Consider the following 20,326-nt stretch of genomic DNA (forward strand, 5'->3'; position numbering starts at 1 on the left):
TAACATACATTTTTTTAACTTACTAAACATATTAATATAATAGTAAAGCACAACAAAAAGTAGTTTTATTGAATATATTATAGTGAAGGGGATTTTAAATTGTTTAGTAAAAAATTTAAAAAGCAAATGGCTTATGTTTTAGCAAGTACTTTTGTATTTGGATTAGTTAATCCAAGTGCAATTAAGGTAAGGGCATCAACTGGTGTTGAAATTACGGAAGGGGTTACTGTAACTGCAAAGGGAAATACTGAGGGCAATACAGCTGATTTAGCCATAGATGGTGATTTATCTACCTATTGGGAATCTTCAAATGATTATAAATGGATAGAAGTTGACTTAGGTGGAATTTACGAATTATCAAAAATTGAAATATTTAATAAGGATGAAGCTGTTTATAAATATAATATATATGCTTCAGAAGATGGAGAAAACTTTAATAAAATAGCATATAAAAATAATGATAATGTATCAGACAGTAATGGTAATATGCATACCATTGATAACGTAAGGGCAGGAAAGATTAGAATTGATGTAGTCCAAAATAGTAATAGTGATAGGGTGAATATAGCTGAAATAAATGTATTTGGTAAAAATACAGGAGAGAGTTTACCGGAAGTTAAGAAAATTGCTACAAGTAATTTTAGTGAAACCCCTTGGGCTACTGAATATGAAAAGTTTAATAGTGATAGTGCCTATGCCAATGAAAAAACTTTAAATGAAATAAAGAATTTAGTTGGTAGAGTAATAGGAAGAGAATTTAAAGACAAGTTTATTTTTGAAATAAGAGATCAATTAAATGGAAATGATGTTTTTGAGGTTTCTGATTCAGGAGATGGAAAGGTTTTAATAAAGGGGAATAATGGTGTTTCCTTAGCATCAGGATTTAACTATTATTTAAAAAATTATTGTAATGTAAGTTACAATCCAATAATGGGGTCTAATTTAAAAATGCCTGAAACAATGCCTTCTGTTGGGGAGAGAGTAGTTATAGATACTCCATATGAGCATAGATATGCATTAAACTTTTGTACCTATTCTTATACAATGTCTTTCTGGGATTGGGATCAATATGAAGAATTCCTAGATTGGTGTGCTATGAATGGGGTTAACTTAGTTTTAGATATAATTGGACAAGAAGAGGTTTTAAGAAGAACCTTAAATGAATTTGGATATAGCGATGAAGAGGTTAAAGAATTTATTTCAGGACCTGCATATTTTGCTTGGTTCTATATGCAAAATATGACTGGATTTGGAGGTCCACTTCCTAACGATTGGTTTGAGCAAAGAGCAGAGCTTGGAAGAAAAATGCATGATAGAATGCAAAGTTTTGGAATAAATCCTGTTCTTCAAGGATACTCAGGTATGGTTCCAAGAGACTTTAAGGAAAAAAATCAAGAAGCACAAACTATTTCTCAAGGGGGATGGTGTGGCTTTGATAGACCAGATATGCTTAAAACATATGTAAATGAAGGGGAGGCAGATTATTTCCAAAAGGTTGCAGATGTTTTCTATGAAAAGCAAAAAGAAGTGTTTGGAGATGTAACTAACTTCTATGGAGTAGATCCATTCCATGAGGGAGGAAATACTGGTGATTTAGATAATGGAAAGATATATGAAATAATTCAAAATAAGATGATAGAGCATGATAATGATGCAGTTTGGGTTATACAAAACTGGCAAGGAAATCCTAGTAATAATAAGTTAGAAGGATTAACTAAAAAAGACCAAGCTATGGTATTAGATCTTTTCTCAGAGGTAAGTCCAGACTGGAATAGATTAGAGGAAAGAGATTTACCATGGATTTGGAATATGCTTCATAATTTTGGAGGAAGAATGGGAATGGATGCAGCACCAGAAAAACTTGCAACAGAAATTCCTAAAGCCTTAGCTAATTCAGAGCATATGGTTGGTATAGGTATTACACCAGAGGCTATAAATACAAATCCTTTAGCGTATGAACTTTTATTTGACATGGCTTGGACTAGAGATCAAATAAACTTTAGAACATGGACTGAAGATTATATTGAAAGAAGATATGGTAAGACTAATAAAGAGATTTTAGAGGCTTGGAATATTATATTAGACACTGCTTACAAAAAGAGAAATGATTATTACCAAGGTGCTGCTGAGTCTATTATAAATGCAAGACCAGGCTTTGGAATAAAAAGTGCTTCAACTTGGGGACATTCAAAAATAGTTTATGATAAGAGTGAATTTGAAAAAGCTATTGAAATATTTGCAAAGAACTATGATGAATTCAAAGATAGTGATGCATTCCTTTATGACTTTGCTGATATATTAAAACAATTATTAGCTAACTCAGCTCAAGAATATTATGAGGTTATGTGTAATGCTTATAATAATGGAAATGGAGAGAAATTTAAATTTGTTTCAGGAAAGTTTTTAGAACTTATAAAGCTTCAAGAGAGAGTATTATCAACTAGACCTGAATTCTTAATAGGAAATTGGATTGAAGATGCTAGAACTATGCTTAAGGACTCTGATGATTGGACTAAGGACTTATTTGAATTTAATGCTAGAGCTTTAGTAACAACTTGGGGTTCAAGAAATAATGCTGACGGTGGTGGGCTTAAAGATTATTCTAATAGACAATGGTCAGGATTAACTGAGGATTATTATTATGCTAGATGGGAAAAATGGATAAATGGATTACAAGCTGAATTAGATGGAGGAGCTAAAGCCCCTAATATAGATTGGTTTAAGATGGAGTATGACTGGGTAAACAAGAAGAGTGATACAGATAAGCTTTATCCTACAGAAGCTTCTAATGAAAACTTAGGAGAACTTGCTAAGATAGCCATGGAAAGTTATTCAGTAACTAATATGGATAAAATATTAGGTGAAAATGAATCAGTTGAAAGAGTTAATATTGCTTTAGGAAAGCCTGTAAGTAGTGAAACTCATGAAGAAACTGAAGCCGATCCTTTAAGTAACATTACAGATGGAAATACAGGAACTATGTGGATTGCTGATAGGGAGGGATATCCTGCAAGTGTAACTGTAGATTTACAAGGAGTTAAAAGTGTAGATGGAATAGAATTTGCTTTTAGAAATCAGGCTGGTGATAGGGCTGTAGCATACAAAGTAGAGGTTATGGATGAAAGTGGACAGTGGAAAATAGTATCAGATAAATCTGAGGATTATTCTAGTAAGGGAGTCATTGAAAAGGTTGATTTTACTGGAAAGGCTCAAAAAGTTAAGGTTTCATTAACTAATGTAGATTTAAACCTAAGTCCATCATATAAAATACCAGAATTAGCAGAAATAATGGTATATGGAGGAAAAGAAAAGGAAGATGAGTATACTAACGTTGCTTTAGGAAAAACAGTTACTGGAGCAGAGGCTGAAAATGGAAAATCATTATCTAATATTACAGATGGAGATTTAAATTCTCTTTGGGTTAGTAATGGTGGAAAAACTCCAGCAACTACATCTATCGATTTACAAGGAACAGAAAATGTTGAGTTCTTAGAGCTTCACTTTGAAAAGCCAGGACTTAGATTCCAATTTAAAGTAGAAGTAGAAGATGCAAATGGAAATAAAGAAAATGTATTAGATATGACTTCAAATAAAGAAGATAATGAAAAATCATATAAAATACCTGTAGGAAAAGATATAAATAAAGTTCATGTTACTATGACAGGAAAAGCAGAAGGTGGACAACATCCAGGAGCTTGGGCAGCTATTGCAGAAGTAAAGGCCATGTCAAAAGAAAAACCAGCTAATTATGTAAATATAGCAGAAAATAAAAATGTAAGTGGTTCTAATTCTCAAAGTGGAAATCCTTTATCTAATATTACAGACGGAGATTTAAGTTCCCTTTGGATAAGTGATAATGGAGCTATGCCAGCTAATGCCACAATTGACTTAGAAGGAAATAATTTTGTAGATTTCTTAGAGCTTCATTTTGAAAAGGAAGGATTTAGATTCCAATTTAAAGTGGAAGTTGAAGATGAGAGTGGAAATAGAGAAACAGTATTGGATATGACTTCTAATACAGAGGATAATAAAAAGTCATATAATATTCCTGTAAAAAAAGAAATAAGTAAAATACATGCTACTATTACAGGAAAAGCTCCAGGTGGTTCATTTGATCAAGCTTGGGCAGCTATTGCAGAAATTAAAGCTATGAGTAAAGAGGCTATAAATAAAGTTGAACAAGCTTCCATAGCATTACCTCAAGGAAATATGAAAGCTACAGCAACATCAGAGCATCCTGATGTAGGAAATGAAGGCTTAGCTAAGTTTGCTATTGATGGAAAGGAAAATACTATATGGCATACAAAATATAATCCTGTAGAAGAGTTACCACAAAGTATTACTTTAGAACTTGGAGGGAGTTACGAAATTAATAAGTTTACTTACTTACCAAGAAGTGGTGCTAAAAATGGAAATATAACTAAATATGAGCTTCATGTAAGTGAGGATGGAAATAATTTTAGAAAAATATCTGAAGGAAATTGGGATGATAGTGGAAGTTTAAAAACATTAAAATTTAATAGTACAAAGGCAACTCATGTTAAACTTGTAGCTTTAGAAGGGGTTGGAGGATTTGCTTCAGCTGCTGAATTAAATGTATTTGCAATTCCAGAAAACCTAGCTATGAAAGATGAAACTAAGGTTGAGGTAACTTCAAATAATTCTGAAGCAAATAATTTAAGAGATGGAAATGAAAATACTCTTTGGGTTCCAGGACAAGAAGAGGAAAAGTCTGTAACTTTTGATTTAAGTAAGGAAAAGGATATATCCGCAATAGATATAGTAAGCAAGGGAAATTCTCCATTAAAATACTCTATAGAGATTTCTAATGATGGAACAGAATGGACAAAGATAGTTGATGAGAACAACAATGAAGAGAATAAAGCTGTATATTCTAATATATTAAAGTCAGGAAAAATAGGAAGATTTGTAAGATTTAATTTTAATAGTGAGAATGTTAAAATTGGAGAAATCAAAATTTATAAAGGAGATTCTACTTCAAGTTTAGCTTCTTATATAAGAGTAGTTGAAGATATATATAATAGTGCAGTAGTTGGGGATATGGCTGGAAACTATACTGAAGAGGCTAAGGAATCCCTTGGAAATGCTATAAATGAGGCAAAATTAGCTTTAGGAAATGATATAAATTCAAAAGAGGCTAATGAAGTTATGAGCACTTTAAAATCAGCTTTAAATGAATTCTATAAGGGATTTGTTCAAATAAACAGAACTAAACTTGCAGCTTTAATAAGTGATGTTGATATTTTACTAAATGAAATATTACCAAGTCTTATGAATAGCATGAACTATAATGAAAAAGCTATAGTAAATGCAGAAATTCAAAAGCTAAAGTTAGAAAATAATGAGGCTAAAGAAGTTTACAATAAAAAGCAAGTTTCACAAAGTGAAATAGACACAGCTTATGATGAGTTAAAAAATACATTAGATTCATACTATGATGCTGTAAGTGCTGAAACTGCATATAAATCAATGGTACTTTTAGCTAAGGAAAAAGTAGAAAATGCAGTAGTGGGAAATGGAAATGGACAGTATCCTAAGGAAGCTGTAGATGCTTTAAATGAAGCTATAAGAATTGCTGAGGAAGGTTTTGAAAGTTCTACAAGCTTAGAAGAGATTAGAAATATAACAAAGACTTTAAAAGAAGCTATAGATACTTTCGTTGAATCAGTTAATGTAATTGATAAAGCACAATTAGAAGAGATAATATCTTCAATAGAAAGTAAATTAGAAAATGCAGAAGGAGTATATATTCCTAATGCTATAGAAGAACTTAAAAAAGCTTTAGATAAAGCTAAGGAGGTATTAAACAATGAAGGTGCAAATGAAGAGGATATAAATAAGGCTATCTCTGATTTAACTGAAGCAGAAGCTAATTTTGAACTTTCAAAAGTTCCTAATAAAGATGAATTAAATTCTGAGATAGAAAGAGCATATGATGTTTTAGAAAAACTTAAAGGATTTGAGCATCTTGAAGGAATAAAAATAAAGTTAGAAGATGCTATTTTAGAGGCTGAAAGAGTTAAAAATGATGAAAATTCATTAAAAGTAGATGTGGATAAAGTTTTAGGTGAATTAAAGATTGTAATAGAAGAAGCTTTAAAAGCTATTGATTCCTCAGAAGTTATAGTATGCCCAGTAAGAGATTTTAAAGCAACTAATATTTCAAAGAAAACTGTAACTGTTCAGTGGAGCGCACCTGAAAATTCATTTGGATTAGAAGGATACGTACTATATAAAGATGGTAAAAAAGTAGCTGAATTAGGAAAAGATGAGACTACCTATAAGTTTAAAGGATTAAATAGACATACTATATATAACTTTAAAATTGCAGCAAAATATAATAATGGAGAGCTTTCTTCAAAAGAATCCATAACTTTAAGAACTGAAAGATAAAATAAAAATTAAATAATTATATTTTTTTATATGAAAAGAAGCTGTATTAAAAAGCTAAGTACAATTAAGTTTAATTTATTTAACTATATTTATACAGCTTCTTTTGTTTTTTATTAGAATTTTATTTTTTAAGGGAGCATATATATAATAGGGGAGGTTTAGTTAAACAGAAATTAATTATTTTAAAGATATAATAAAAAGAAAAAAATTGTTTAATAATAGATTTTTAGAAAAATCGGTTTAATTATAGGAGAGGATTAATGGGGTATATTATAATTTTATTAAGTCCAATTTTAGGATTAATTTTTTCAGAAATATATGTTTTTTTAGCTTCATTTATGTCATGGATATCTGCAGATGGTTTTGTTACATCCACTAGTGTGATATTTGCTATTTTAGGAATGATAATAGTGTTTAATGATAAGGAAAAAACAAAATAAAAAATTAGTTCTAGAAATAATTATGATTAAATTAGGTTATAGTTCATTAAAATGTTAATGACTAAATTAAGAGAGTGTATTAAAATAACTTTTAATACACTCCTATTTTTATTAAATATAGTTTATTACCTTAACTATTTCATTATTCTTTTTATATATTCTAGGAACTCTGTGGCTGATCATACAAAGTATTTCGTAGTTTATTGTTCCCATAATTTCAGCCATATCGTTAGCATCAAATTTTAATCCATTTTCTTCCCCTAAAAGAATTACCTCATCGCCAATTTTAACATCTTCTATATGAGTTACATCAATCATACATTGATCCATACAAACTCTTCCTATAACATTAGCAAATTGACCCTTTATTATAACTTTGGCTTTCCCACTAAGAAGTCTTGAGTATCCATCAGCATATCCTATTGGAAGAGTGGCAATTTTACTTTTCTTTTCAGTTTTATAAGTTCTTCCGTAGCTTACATACATATCTTCATCTAACTCTTTAACAAAGGCTACATTAGTTTTTAATGTAAGTGCTGGTTTAAGTTTTAAGTTTTCTTTTTTTACTTCTTCAGATGGATAGTATCCATAAGAAATAATTCCACATCTAACTCCGTCTAAATAAGTTTCTGGTAAATCCATAATAGCCCCACTATTAGAAGCATGTTTTAAAGGAATGTGTATTCCATTGTCTTCTAAAGCTTTATTAAAAGCAGTTAATTTTGAAAATTGTTCATAAGTATAAGTTTTATCTTTTTCATCTGATGTTGAGAAGTGAGTAAATAGGCCTATTACCTCAACTCCAGGTAAAGAGCAGATTTCTAAAACTTTATTTAATCCCTCTTCATTTGGAAGGAAGCCTATTCTACCCATTCCTGTATCTATTGCAATGTGTACTTTAGCTTTTTTGCCAAGCTTTAAGGCAAAGTCAGATAATTCCTTAGCATATTCCACATCATAAACTGTTTGTTCAATTTCATTATTGATTAAATTTTCAGCAAAATTTATAGGAGTATAACCTAAAATCATAATAGGTGCAGTTATTCCAGCATCCCTAAGTTCATCAGCCTCTGTGATTATAGCTACTGCCAATCTAGAAGCACCATTTTCTAAAAGAGTGGAAGCTATGTCTAAAGCTCCATGACCATAAGCATTAGCCTTAACAACGGCTATTATTTCCTTTTCACCAACTAGGTTTCTTATTTCTTTCATATTATTTGCTATTATATCTAAATCTATTTCAGCCCATACAGGTCTAACACATATATCCATTTAAAACACCTCAAATTAATTACAGCTTTTATTACTTTTATTTAATTAATTTCAACTTAAATCATTAAATTAATAAGTCGTAGCTAAATTATTATGCTCATATAAAGTATTACATATAAATCACCATATTTTTATTAAAAAACTTAACTACATATACTATTATAAGATATTGTAGCATAAAGTGAAGAACCACCATAATTGTAATTTTTATATGGAGTGGTTTCAATATTATGAATCTGTAATACTTTTTTATGAGTGAGTTCAATAATATCATAATTAATATCTACAAATTAATATGGATTTCTGTAGATATACAAATACTAAGTTGAAGAGGTATTTACTTAATTAAATTATTATTTTCTTTGGATCAATTAATATCTAGATATAAAGAATGAAAAAAAGTAGTGTAATATTAAAATTATAAGTTTAATGATAAAATTAAATATAGAAAGGTGTAAGAAATTACTTATAGTCTTATTAATGAGTAGCTATAAGGATAAAAATTAAGTTTAAATAGGTTATATGGTTTATCTGGAGGGAGATATAAATGTTAGATAAAAGTATAGAATTTTTTAAAATAATTTTAAAGAGAGAAAAGGGAAAAGAATTAAAAGATGAAATTTTACCAGAGGGTTTTAGATTTGTTAAGTTTAAAAAAGGTGATGAAAAAGCTTGGGCAGAAATAGAAAAATCTGTACTGGAATTTGAAAATGCTAAAGATGGAGAAGAATATTTTAAAAACAAATATTTACCTTATATAGATGAGTTAGAAAGAAGAACTATATTTATAGAAAATAATAATGAGGAAAAAATTGCTACATTTACAGCTTGGTGGAGATATACAGGGGAAAGAAGACATCCATTTATGGAGTGGGTTGCTGTGAAGCCAGAATATCAAGGAAAAGGATTAGGAAAAGCTCTTATCTCAGAAGGAGTTAAACTTATGATAGCTATTGAAGGAGATTGTGATATGTACATACCAACTCAGACTTGGAGTTATAAAGCAATTAGGTTATATAGATGGGCAGGGTTTGAATTTGAAACTGAAGAAAAGTTTCCAGGTGGAATTAAAAATGAAACCCTAGAAGGTATTAAAGTAATAAAAAACTTAATATAATTATAAAATAAAGTTTAAAAAGAAACAGAGGATAGAACTCTGTTTCTTTTCTTATTTTATTGTAGGTAAGTATATTGTAAACTCAGTGAATTCATCAGTACTACTTACTTGAATTTTTCCATTATATGATTCTACTAACTCCTTTACTATAGCTAGTCCAAATCCATTATTACTTTCTTTATTTTCTTTTGTGGTAAATCCACTATCAAATATTTTATTTAATATTTTATCTGGAATTTCAGGACCATTATTTTGGATTTTTAACACAAAATAATTAAAACTATAATAAGTATTAATTTTTATTGAACCACTACCATCTAAAGCTTCAATAGAATTTCTTAATATATTAGAAACTATACGTTGAAAGTCTAATTCGTTTACATTAGTTTCTAATAAATCAGCATTTTCATCTATAAATACAGTAATATCTTTTAGATTAATAGTATTTACTATCATTGATATAATTGAAGTGTCATTAGATACAACAATATTATTAATAATATTATCATTACCATCAATTATGTTTTTTAATAATTCTCCTAATTTCTCATAGTTCCCCATAAGATGTAATCCATATAAATAAGAAATTTGAGAGCCATAATCATGTTTTAATTTTCTTAATGAGCTAATATTCTGTTCTAAATTTGAATTTAGTAGTTCAATTTCTTTGGATTTTTTCTCTATGTTAGAAAAATATATTATTATAAATATTATAAATATGAATAATAAAGTTAATATTATTTCTGTAAATATAGGATTATCCTTTGCATTAATAATAGCATTAAATGAAGCTATAAAGTCTAGTACTATTGTAAAGAGTATTAAATAGATAATTGAGCTATTCCTAGACTTTATAGTTTTGTAAAGTGAGTATATACCTTTCTTTTTATATAAAACTAAAAAGGCAAGTATATACTGTGGAAAATACATTATAGTTATGAAAAATATATTACTTTTATTTATTAATGATATATTTTGGGATAAGACATTATATAGAAAAGATGAAATTATTAAGGTTATAACAATGAATGAATAAATCAAACTAAATCCAATAGCAGCAGCTAAAAAATCATCTTTATATATTAGACCTCCAATGATTAACATTACTAAATGAAGAATTAATGTTGCAACACTGGAATTTCCCATAAAAAAAGTTGTTAGTGATATCATTGTCCACAAAAGAAATATATAAAATAACATCTTTGACTTTGGTTTTTTGCAATCTTCTTTACTACATAAATTTATTGTGCTTATAAATAATACACATTGTAAAAAAGTGTTTATCGTATCAGCTAAAAATATAGTTTTATTCATTTTTATCTAGATTTTTTCATAGACTCAGGCATTTCTTCTAATCCTATAGTAGCAAAAGAAGTAGTTGAAGCGTTGATAGTTAATGTAGTTAATAATGCTAACATTGATAATATTGATTTTCTCATTTTAAGAATCCTCCCTTTTATACTTATTAAATAATAGTAATGTTTGTATTAATAAAGTCCACGTTATTGTTTGAGAAATCCATGAAATTTTGAAAAATATTAAGGTTATTAAAAAAAGAATACTTGAGTTTGTAACACTTAATATTTTATTTTTTTTAATTAAATGTTCTTTAGTCAATGGAAATCTACTATCTATTACTGGAGCTTTATTATAAATACTAAAAATACTAAACAAATTTAAAATAACAATGCTAAATAGATTTAGCTTGTTAAAAGTAACAAGCATGATTATACTTGTTGTAATAATTAATGTTGCAATAAAACATTTTAATTGGCTATCTTCATGATATCCACCAATAAATGGCTTTATAAAGCACATGCTAAGAATTACTATTAAGCTCTCTTTGAAATATCCAAGTATTCCAGCAATTAGAATTACAGAAATACATTTAATAAATTCAAAGGTCAATACAATTACAACATATTGAATTTGCTCTAATAATTCTTTGTCCAAGTCAAGATCTTTTGCTAAATACTCTATAGCAGATTTTAAAAATTTTCTCATAAAGAATCTCTCTTATCTATTTTTTATAAACATTAAAATAAATGTAATATGCTTACATTATAATAAAAAAATAATTGATTTACATAAGATAATTCCTTTTTTAAAGGTATATTTACAATTTTTTCATAATGTAGCCAATATATATGTTTTATATTGTAATTTTATAAGGGATTATGTAATTTTTTAAGAGAACTTATTAATAACATTAATAAGTTATACTTATAAAGTTAATTAATTTTTATTAATTGGTATTTTTAGGAGAATATTTTTGTGTTACTATTATTGAAAGCAGAAAATTAAATTGAGGTTTGAAAAGTTAAATCAAATTACAATTTAGATTAAAAAATAGGGGGCTATAATTATGAAGGTGACTGAAAGATTAGAAAAATTAAGAAAAATTATGAAGGATAAAGGAATTGACTATTATATAATTCCTAGTGAGGATGCTCATCAAAGTGAATATGTATGCGAACATTATAGGGGGAGAGCATATATGTCAGGTTTTACAGGGTCAGCAGGAACTTTACTTGTTGGTTTAGAAAATGATATTTTGTGGACTGACGGTAGATATTTCATACAAGCTTTAGAGGAGTTAAAGGGTTCTGGAATTGAAATGTTTAAAATGAGAATTCCAGGATGGCCAAGCTTATTAGAATGGCTTAAAGAAAATGCAAAGGCAGGAGAAACTATTGCTTTTGATGGAAAGGTATTTTCCGTAGGAGAATATAAAGATTTTAAAAAATTAGAGAAAGAAAATAATATTAATATAAAAATAGATGAGGACCTTTTAGATGAGGTTTGGAAAGAGAGACCATCTCTTCCTAAGGAAAAGGCATTTTTACATGAAGTTAAGTACTGTGGAAAAAGTGCGAAAGAAAAATTAAGAGAAGTTAGAGAGGAAATGAAAAAGCTAGGCGCTAATAATTATATTATAGCTTCTTTAGATGACATAGCTTGGCTTTATAATATTAGAGGAAATGATGTTAAATGCAATCCTGTAGTTTTAAGCTATGCCTTAGTTAAAGAAAATGAAGCATATCTTTATGTAGATAAATCAAAGTTCACTTCTAAAATGGAGGAAGAACTTTTAAATGAAGGGGTAACTTTAAAATCATATGAGAAAATTGGAGAGGATATTAGTAATTTAGAAGGAAAGATTTTAATTGATCCAAATAAGATAAGTGCTTATTTATACGAGTGCATTAAGGATAAAAATAATATTGTGGAATTTGGAAACATAACAACTAAGTTTAAGGCTATTAAGAATGAAGTTGAATTAGATAACTTAAGAAAGTGTCAAGTTAGAGATGGATTAGCTATGGTTAAGTTTATGAAATGGCTTAAGGATAACATTGGAAAGATAGAAATAAGTGAAATATCAGCTTCAGATAAGTTAGAAGAGCTTAGAAGTTTAGATAAGTTATTTAAAGGAATTAGTTTTGAAACTATAGCAGGGCATAAAGAACATGGTGCTATGATGCATTATTCAGCAACTAAAGAGAGTGATTACACTTTAGAACCAAGAGGATTTTTATTAATAGATTCAGGTGGACAATACTTAGATGGAACTACAGATATAACAAGAACTTTTGTTTTAGGAGAATTAACTGAGGAAGAGAGAAAAGATTATACTCTAGTTTTAAAAGGGCATATAGGCCTTATGAGAGCTAAATTCTTAAAGGGAACAACTGGATCAGCCCTTGATATAAAAGCTAGAGAACCATTATGGAATGAAGGAATTGATTATAAATGTGGAACAGGTCATGGAGTTGGATTTTTCTTAAATGTTCATGAAGGACCACAAAGCATAAGTCCAGTACCAAATAAGGTTGCCTTAGAGCCAGGAATGATTATAACTAATGAACCTGGAGTTTATAGAGAAGGAAAACATGGAATAAGAACAGAGAATACAATGGTAGTTGTTAAAGATACTTATTCAGAAGAGTTTGGAGAATTTTATAAGTTTGATACTATTTCACTTTGTCCAATAGATTTAGAAGGATTAGATATAAGCTTATTAAATGAAGAGGAAAAGGATTGGCTAAATAATTATCATAAAAAGGTTTATGATTTATTATCACCATATTTAGATGAAGAGGAAAAAGAATTATTAAAGAATGAAACAAGGGAAATATAATTTAACATATGAATAGATTTATAAAAGAAGATGGAATAATTCTTCCACCTTCTTTTATATTTATATAGTTTACAAATTTTTATAGGAGTATAATAAAATTGATAGATAAAACTTATGAAATAGATAGAAACAAATTGGTGATTTTATGGAGAGAGAAAAAGGTTTGGCTAAAGGGAAGATTTTATCTAAAAAGAGAATAAAGGTATTATTTGTATTAAATATTATTCTTTCTATAATAATGGCAATACTACTTTTAAAAAATATATATTATAAAAATTACTCTAATATTACGGCACTTTTAGCACCTTTAATTATTATTACTTATAATTTTTATTTTTTAAATTTAAATATTAAAGAAAGAAAAAGATTAGGCGAAAATTAGAAAACTAGTTTTAAAAATTTATTGTTATTAATAAAAAATAGTAAGTTAAAATAGAGTTCAAAAATTAAAATATATAAATTTGTATGTTTAGGAGGGATATATATGGCAGATCAAAGATTAAATAAGTTAGCTAAACTGCTTGTAAATTATTCAACAGGAGTTAAGGAAGGAGACTTTGTTTTTGTATCTTGTAATGAGGTTGCAAATCCTTGGCTTACTGAAGTAGTAAAGGAAGCTACTAAGGTAGGAGCTCATGTTGAGTATATTTTAGAATCAGAAGAAGCTAAGGAGGCAAGACTTAAATTTTCTACAAAGGATCAATTATTATCAGGGAATTTAATGATGGAAACTATGCTTGAAAAGGCAGATGTTTGGTTAAGTGCATGGGGAGCTAGAAATACTAGAGCCTTTAGCAATATAGATTCAGAAAAAATAAAAGATAGCAGAGCTGGAGAAAAGGGATGGAGAAAGTTCTATTCAGGAAGAATGGGAGATGGTTCTTTAAGATGGTGTGGAACTCAATTTCCTACATATGCAGATGCACAGGAAGCTTCAATGAGTTTTAGTGAATATGAAGATTTTGTTTATGGAGCAGGACTTTTAGACGATGAAGATCCTGTGGCAGAATGGAATAGAGTAAGCAAAGAACAAGAAAGATGGGTTAAATATTTAGATACTAAAAAAGAACTTCATATTTTAGCAGAAGGAACTGATATTAAGGTTTCAGTAGAGGGAAGAAAGTGGATAAATTGTGATGGTAGAGTAAACTTCCCAGATGGTGAAATATTTACATCACCAGTTGAAAATAAGATAAATGGACACATAACTTTTTCATTCCCAGGGATTTATGCAGGAAAGGAAATAGAAGGTATAGAACTTGAAGTTAAAGATGGTAAAGTTGTTTCATATAAAGCTAAAAAAGGAGAAGATTTATTAAAGGCTTTATTAGAAACTGATGAAGGAGCAAGCCATTTTGGAGAAGTAGCTATAGGTACAAACTATGGAATTAAGAAGTTTACTAGAAATATGCTATTTGATGAGAAAATAGGAGGAACAGTTCATATGGCTATAGGAGATTCTATGCCAGAGGCTGGTGGTAAAAATAGATCATCACTTCATTGGGACATGCTTTGTGACATGAGAAATGGTGGAAGAATATATGCAGATGGAGAACTTTTCTATGAAAATGGAGAGTTTAAAAAAGAAATATTAGAAAAATATAATCTTTAATATTATATATAAATTATAGAATAATAATTAAATTAGGGGATGAAGAAACTCATCTCCTAATTTAATTCTAGTTGAATTTTAAAATAATGGGAGTATAAGAATTATGAGTAATATATATGAGTTTAAAAAAGAAGACTTAAATGAATGTGCTGAGCTTTTTGTTAAAACCTTTAGTAAGGAACCATGGAATGAACCTTGGGATTTTGAAAATGCTAAAAAAAGACTTAATGATGTGGTTTTAACTCCAGGATTTAGGGGTGCTGTTTTAAGAAATGATGAAAAAATAGAAGGCGTTATCTTAGGAAATTTAGAGCAATGGTATGATGGAGAGCATTTTTGTGTTAAGGAATTCTTTGTGGATTCAAGTTCACAGGGGAAAGGAACAGGAAAGAAACTTTTAAACGCTTTAGAGAATATACTTATGGAAAAGGAAGTGGGAGTAATTCACTTTTGGACTATGAAAGGAAGCACAGCTGAAGCCTTTTATAATAAGAGAGGGTATGAAATTCCAAAGGAATTAATAATGATGAGAAAAAAGTTAAAATAGTAAATTTTTAAATAATGAAGATCTAGTGTACAATTAAAATTATTTTAATACACATAGAAATTAAAAAATTTAAAATAATACTATATGTTAAATTTTAATATAGAAGATATAAAAGAGCATGTAATAAGTTTAAAACATTAATACATGCTCTTTTTACTATTTAATTTAAATTCTATATATTATTAAACTGTAAGAGAACCATTTTTCTCTAAAACTTCAGCTTCTTTATTTTCATCTTTAGTATCAATACCATCATTTTTGTATTCATAGATTACGCTTATTAGTTTACCACTTATACATACTGCTATTATTGAGAAGAATATTTGCTTAAAGTCTAAATAAACTAAAGACATTAATAAAACAATGGCATCTGTTAACATGTAGACATGTTGTACCTTAAGAGGAGTAAATTTATTACCTAATAAGGCTATTACATCATCTCCACCAGAAGCACCACCACCACGTAATACTATTCCAGCACCAACACCAACTCCAATACCTGCTAAAACACTAGCAACTAGCATATTATTAGTAAAGTTAGGTGTTAAAAATCCTATGCTTTCCCAAAATCTATAGGATACTGAGAAGCAAAAAGTTGCAAATATTGAACATGCTAAGAATTTTTTGCCAAAGAATTTAGAACCTATTGCAAATAATGAAAAATCAATTATTAAGTTTGTTATAGATGGAGATATATCAAAAACATTTTTTACTAAAAGTAATAAGCCTAAGACTCCACCCTCTGTTACATTATTTTGATAGTTAAAGTTATAGCTACCAAAGGCTAAGATGCTTGAACCTAGTGCTATTAATAAAACACTTCTCAAGATCTTCTTTTTCGATTCCAAAATATCACTCTGCTACTCAAAATATGGTCAAACATATCCATATTGAGAAATTTCCTTCTTCATAAAGCCTCGCCTTGCCTAAGCTACTACGATTTTGTATGGCTCTCCAAAGGCTTAAATTCCGAAATTAGCCCTCCGTACATATATAAGTGCTTTTGATTTTAAGCTATCTTATATTCTTTAGCATTTTTAAGATTAATACTTGCGTTTAAATCTCTATCAATAGTAAATCCGCAATCGCATTTATAAATTCTATCTGATAGTTTTAAATCTTTCTTAACCTTTCCACATTGACTACAAGTCTTTGATGATGGATAAAATCTATCCACTATTCTAAGTTCTATATGATTTTCTTTGCATTTAACTGTTAACTTAGTTTTAAATTCAAAGAACTTCTGACTTGCAATAGCTTTAGATAAATGCTTATTCTTCATCATTCCTTTAACATTTAAATCTTCAATTGTTATATAGCTTGGTTTTTGCTTTATAATTGAAGATACTATTTTATTTATATAATCAGTTCGTATATTTGTTAATCTCTGATGAAGTTTTTGTACTTTGATTATTTGTTTTTGAATATTTTGACGAGTAGCTCTCCCTTCTTTTATATTTTTATTTCTTATTTTTAAACTTTCATATTTTCTTGAAAGTTTTCTTTGCTCTCTTTTTAATTTCTTTTCTACTTTTTTAACAGTAGATGTTTTATTTATATTTTTAAACTTAATTCCATCACTACATACAGCAAATTCCTTAATACCTAGATCAATTCCTACGCCTGCATTATTGGGATTAGATATTTTTATATCTGTTTCTTCAACCAATATAGATACATAATATCTATCAGCTTTTTGACTTACTGTACCACTTTTGACTATTGAATTTACAGGAATATAACCAAATTCTTTTAATCTTATCCATCCTAAAGTTGGTATTTTGACTCTATGCCTTTCAATAGTCCAATCAGTCTTATTATTCTTAGGAAAATAAGCTTTTACATCTTGATTTTTCTTTTTTTTAAATTTTGGAAAGCCTTTAGCTTTTTTAAAGAAATCTCTAAAAGATTTATCTCCATTCATAATAGCTTGTTTAGTAGCTTTTGAAGATACTTCTTTAATCCACTTCATTTCTTGATTATTAGGAATATATTCATTATTTAACCACTTTGAAAAATCCATTCCACTAACAAACTTTCCTTCTCTCTCGTAAATTTCTTTATTACGAGCAATGTAGAAATTATATATAAATCTTGATACACCAATAGTTCGGTGTATTTTAGATTTTTGCTTATCAGTAGGATTAATCTCCATCTTGTATGCCTTTTTCAACTTCTTCATCCTCTCTAATCTTTTTCTTAAAGCCTTAATAACTTCATCTAATATTATTCCTTTAGTATTAGCATATTATTAAGAAATTCAATTTAATTTTTTAAATCACATTTTAGGTTAGAAGTTGAAACTTGTGTATAAATAACTATTTTTCTACTATCTGTTTCTTTACCTATTCCTATATACTAAAGATACTGTTCATAAGTTTAGTACCTTCTATTTGTAGTAGTTCTAAATGCTTTTAATTTTCCATCCTTATCCCATCTTTTCAATGTAATAACTGATACATTTAATAATTCTGCAAATTCTTTAGGTTTATAATGTTTGCTCATATAATCACTTCCTTTTGTGATTATATTATGTCATATTAGACTATATTTGATTATATTTTTATTAAATAAATAATATCTCCTAAAATTAAGGTAATTTAGCTATAAAGAAAATAGCAGACCTCATATGTCTACTATATAGAAATAAAAAATTATGAATTTTAAATTATATTTTATAGTAAATTACTGTATATTTTAATTATAATCTTAATAAATATTAAGAGCAAACTATATAAAATAAGAGTAATAAGGATTAAAGAGGTAATTCTTTAATAGAAATAAATAGCCTCTGTGGTCATCTGTTTTTCTTTAAAGTGTTCATTTTTACAAGGTTTTCCGAAAGGTTAAAATATTGTTGTTAATAGTAAGAAAACTTCAAATGAATAAAAGGTTAATATATATAAATTTATTTTTATTTGAAATACTATAAATGAAAGCAAATACATAGATGGTTCTTAAATTTAAAAGTGATTATTTTATATAAAATATATCTTAATTTTTAAATTTAAGAATAAAACATATGAGAAAGGATGTTATAGTTATGAAAGTAATTGTTAGAAAAGAGTTAGAAGAAGATCATAAAACAGTAGAGCTTTTAGTAGAAGAAGCCTTTAAAGATGCTGAGTACAGTGATCATATGGAACATGTTTTAGTTAGTAAACTTAGAAAGGGAGAAAACTTTATTGATGGTTTATCTTTAGTTGCTGAAAGAGAAGGGGAAATAGTAGGACACATATTATTAACTAAAGCTAATATAGAAAATGAAACAGAAAAATATGAAACTTTAGCCTTAGCACCAGTTTCAGTGTTACCTAAATATCAAGGTATTGGAATTGGAGGAGAGCTTATAAGAGAAGGTATGAGAATGGCTAAGGAACTTGGATATGATTCAATAATAGTTTTAGGACATGATAAATACTATCCTAAATTTGGATTTAAAAAAGCTGGAGATTTTGGAATAAAAGCTCCTTTTGAAGTGCCAGAAGAAAACTTTATGGCAATAGAATTAAATGAAGAAGCTTTAAAAAATATAAGTGGTGTTGTAAGATATGCTAATGAATTTTTAGCAGATAATAATAAGTAATAACTTTGATATATTTATTTAAATATTAATTAAATATTGAGACTATAGTTGTATTAATTTAAGGTAAAATAATAAGGTGGTTGTATAAAAAAATTATAAGTCTTATAATTTTTTATCAATCACCTTGTTATTTTTTATATTAAAGTTTTAAACTTTTGTTTTTTTATATAGATATAGGAGAACACATAGATATACAATTAGGATTTAAATATTTATATAATAATAAATATTTAAAATAGAATCTATTTATAATATTTAAAAAGTATTTCTATTTAAATAATTTATTCCAAAGTAAACATATATTATTGATACTAAGAAGCTTAGGGGAAGAGTAATGAGCATATTTAAGCTTAATAAATTTAGTAATGCTAATAATACTAAGCATGGAGTTATTCCATAAGTACTTAGTTTTATTATTTCCAAAAATCTAATAGGGTTATTTCTTATACTACATATAATTTTAGTTATTATAGATAATATTAAGGTTATAATGTATGAGAAAGCAATAAATATAATAACCATTAAGGATAAATATGTATTTCCAAAGGTTCTCTCTAAACTATTTATAGAATTTTTCAAGTCATTATCATTTAAAGATAGATTCATATTTGAATAATTAGCTTCAGTAATTTTATTATTGTCATATTTAATTATTAAAGATTCATTTCCAAAGGCAATTCCTGATTCATAATCCTTTAATAAGTCTTTTGCAGGTTCCTTATCATTTAGTACAAAGGTCCAGTTTTCTTCTTGAAAAACTACAAAGTTAGAATCTTTTAGGTCTAAAACTCCATCCTTAATTTCAAAGGGAGGAATTTTGTCTTCAAAGGCAGATTTTCTAGAAATTAAAAATCTATTAAGTTCAGTGTAATTTCTACTAAAAGCTAAAAGTCCTAATAAAAGAGATAAAATAAGTAAATAAAAGAAAGTGCTTATTCCAGAAGTTTTAATAAGTTCTTTATATCTTTTAGGAGTAAATAAACTTATATAAAATCTTTTAAATAGATTCATATAATCACCCTTTCTATTTTTTATTAGTTTGTTCATTAAATAGAAATTTATTAATACTGTTAACTTTTGTTTAATTAATTTGAAAACGATTTTAAAACAAAGTGTCGTATGATATCATAAAAATGTATTAAATGGAAAATAAAGAATAAAAAGACTTTTAAAGGATTTGATACAATTAAATATTAA

General features: G+C 27.7%; 15 protein-coding genes. 7 read left to right on the forward strand and 8 right to left on the reverse strand.

Translation table 11 applies throughout. From position 1 onward, the window contains the following. Nucleotides 1–99: 99 nt before the first annotated feature. Nucleotides 100–6,414: an alpha-N-acetylglucosaminidase TIM-barrel domain-containing protein gene (locus tag CPF_RS04240; RefSeq protein WP_041702633.1), complete on the forward strand. Its 6,315-nt coding sequence runs from the start codon at nucleotides 100–102 to the stop codon at nucleotides 6,412–6,414. Between the two features lie 260 nt (nucleotides 6,415–6,674). Further along, nucleotides 6,675–6,854 carry a hypothetical protein gene (locus CPF_RS04245; protein WP_003455738.1) on the forward strand — a complete coding sequence of 60 codons (180 nt, stop codon included), beginning with the start codon at nucleotides 6,675–6,677 and terminating at the stop codon, nucleotides 6,852–6,854. 111 nt (nucleotides 6,855–6,965) lie between these two features. On the opposite strand, the gene alr is transcribed toward CPF_RS04245, so the two are convergent. Beyond that, complete coding sequence (gene alr, locus CPF_RS04250) at nucleotides 6,966–8,126, reverse strand: alanine racemase (protein ID WP_011590407.1); 1,161 nt, start codon at nucleotides 8,124–8,126, stop codon at nucleotides 6,966–6,968. Between the two features lie 547 nt (nucleotides 8,127–8,673). On the opposite strand from alr, the gene CPF_RS04255 reads away from it, so the two are divergent. Then, complete coding sequence (locus tag CPF_RS04255; protein ID WP_011590408.1) at nucleotides 8,674–9,243, forward strand: GNAT family N-acetyltransferase; 570 nt, start codon at nucleotides 8,674–8,676, stop codon at nucleotides 9,241–9,243. Between the two features lie 51 nt (nucleotides 9,244–9,294). On the opposite strand, the gene CPF_RS15095 is transcribed toward CPF_RS04255, so the two are convergent. From CPF_RS15095 to CPF_RS04265, 3 genes are all read right to left on the reverse strand, one after another. Continuing rightward, the gene (locus tag CPF_RS15095; RefSeq protein ID WP_233419463.1) at nucleotides 9,295–10,389 is read right to left on the reverse strand and encodes a sensor histidine kinase; all 1,095 of its coding nucleotides are present in this window, start codon (nucleotides 10,387–10,389) and stop codon (nucleotides 9,295–9,297) included. 170 nt (nucleotides 10,390–10,559) lie between these two features. Next, nucleotides 10,560–10,682 (reverse strand): hypothetical protein, encoded by a 123-nt coding sequence (locus CPF_RS15190; RefSeq protein ID WP_003453910.1) that lies wholly within the window; start codon nucleotides 10,680–10,682, stop codon nucleotides 10,560–10,562. Between the two features lies 1 nt (nucleotide 10,683). Beyond that, the gene (locus CPF_RS04265; protein WP_003455702.1) at nucleotides 10,684–11,247 is read right to left on the reverse strand and encodes an accessory gene regulator AgrB; all 564 of its coding nucleotides are present in this window, start codon (nucleotides 11,245–11,247) and stop codon (nucleotides 10,684–10,686) included. Between the two features lie 361 nt (nucleotides 11,248–11,608). On the opposite strand from CPF_RS04265, the gene CPF_RS04270 reads away from it, so the two are divergent. The 3 genes from CPF_RS04270 (at nucleotide 11,609) to CPF_RS04285 (ending at nucleotide 15,543) form a co-directional block, all read left to right on the forward strand. Then, entirely contained in the window at nucleotides 11,609–13,384 is a 1,776-nt protein-coding gene (locus tag CPF_RS04270; protein WP_011590410.1) for an aminopeptidase P family protein, read from the forward strand. 484 nt (nucleotides 13,385–13,868) lie between these two features. Then, complete coding sequence (locus CPF_RS04280; protein ID WP_011590412.1) at nucleotides 13,869–14,996, forward strand: aminopeptidase; 1,128 nt, start codon at nucleotides 13,869–13,871, stop codon at nucleotides 14,994–14,996. Nucleotides 14,997–15,099: 103 nt separating this feature from the next. Further along, a complete protein-coding gene (locus CPF_RS04285; RefSeq protein WP_003474296.1) occupies nucleotides 15,100–15,543 on the forward strand; it encodes a GNAT family N-acetyltransferase in 444 nt (147 codons plus the stop codon). A 182-nt stretch (nucleotides 15,544–15,725) separates the two neighbouring features. Here CPF_RS04285 and CPF_RS04290 read toward each other — a convergent pair whose 3' ends face one another. The 3 genes from CPF_RS04290 to CPF_RS14835 form a co-directional block, all read right to left on the reverse strand. Next, nucleotides 15,726–16,391 carry a YitT family protein gene (locus CPF_RS04290; protein ID WP_003455751.1) on the reverse strand — a complete coding sequence of 222 codons (666 nt, stop codon included), beginning with the start codon at nucleotides 16,389–16,391 and terminating at the stop codon, nucleotides 15,726–15,728. Between the two features lie 161 nt (nucleotides 16,392–16,552). Continuing rightward, on the reverse strand, nucleotides 16,553–17,716 hold the full coding sequence (locus CPF_RS04295) for an RNA-guided endonuclease InsQ/TnpB family protein (RefSeq protein ID WP_003455805.1): 1,164 nt from the start codon (nucleotides 17,714–17,716) through the stop codon (nucleotides 16,553–16,555). Nucleotides 17,717–17,922: 206 nt separating this feature from the next. After that, nucleotides 17,923–18,048 carry a MerR family DNA-binding transcriptional regulator gene (locus tag CPF_RS14835; protein WP_110003030.1) on the reverse strand — a complete coding sequence of 42 codons (126 nt, stop codon included), beginning with the start codon at nucleotides 18,046–18,048 and terminating at the stop codon, nucleotides 17,923–17,925. Between the two features lie 538 nt (nucleotides 18,049–18,586). Here CPF_RS14835 and CPF_RS04305 point away from each other — a divergent pair. Beyond that, nucleotides 18,587–19,129: a GNAT family N-acetyltransferase gene (locus tag CPF_RS04305; protein WP_003455744.1), complete on the forward strand. Its 543-nt coding sequence runs from the start codon at nucleotides 18,587–18,589 to the stop codon at nucleotides 19,127–19,129. A gap of 255 nt (nucleotides 19,130–19,384) precedes the next feature. Here CPF_RS04305 and CPF_RS04310 read toward each other — a convergent pair whose 3' ends face one another. Continuing rightward, entirely contained in the window at nucleotides 19,385–20,140 is a 756-nt protein-coding gene (locus CPF_RS04310) for a DUF1189 domain-containing protein (protein WP_011590414.1), read from the reverse strand. Between the last annotated feature and the right edge of the window lie 186 nt (nucleotides 20,141–20,326).

This window comes from Clostridium perfringens ATCC 13124 (genome assembly GCF_000013285.1).
In the GTDB taxonomy this organism is placed as follows: domain Bacteria; phylum Bacillota; class Clostridia; order Clostridiales; family Clostridiaceae; genus Sarcina; species Sarcina perfringens.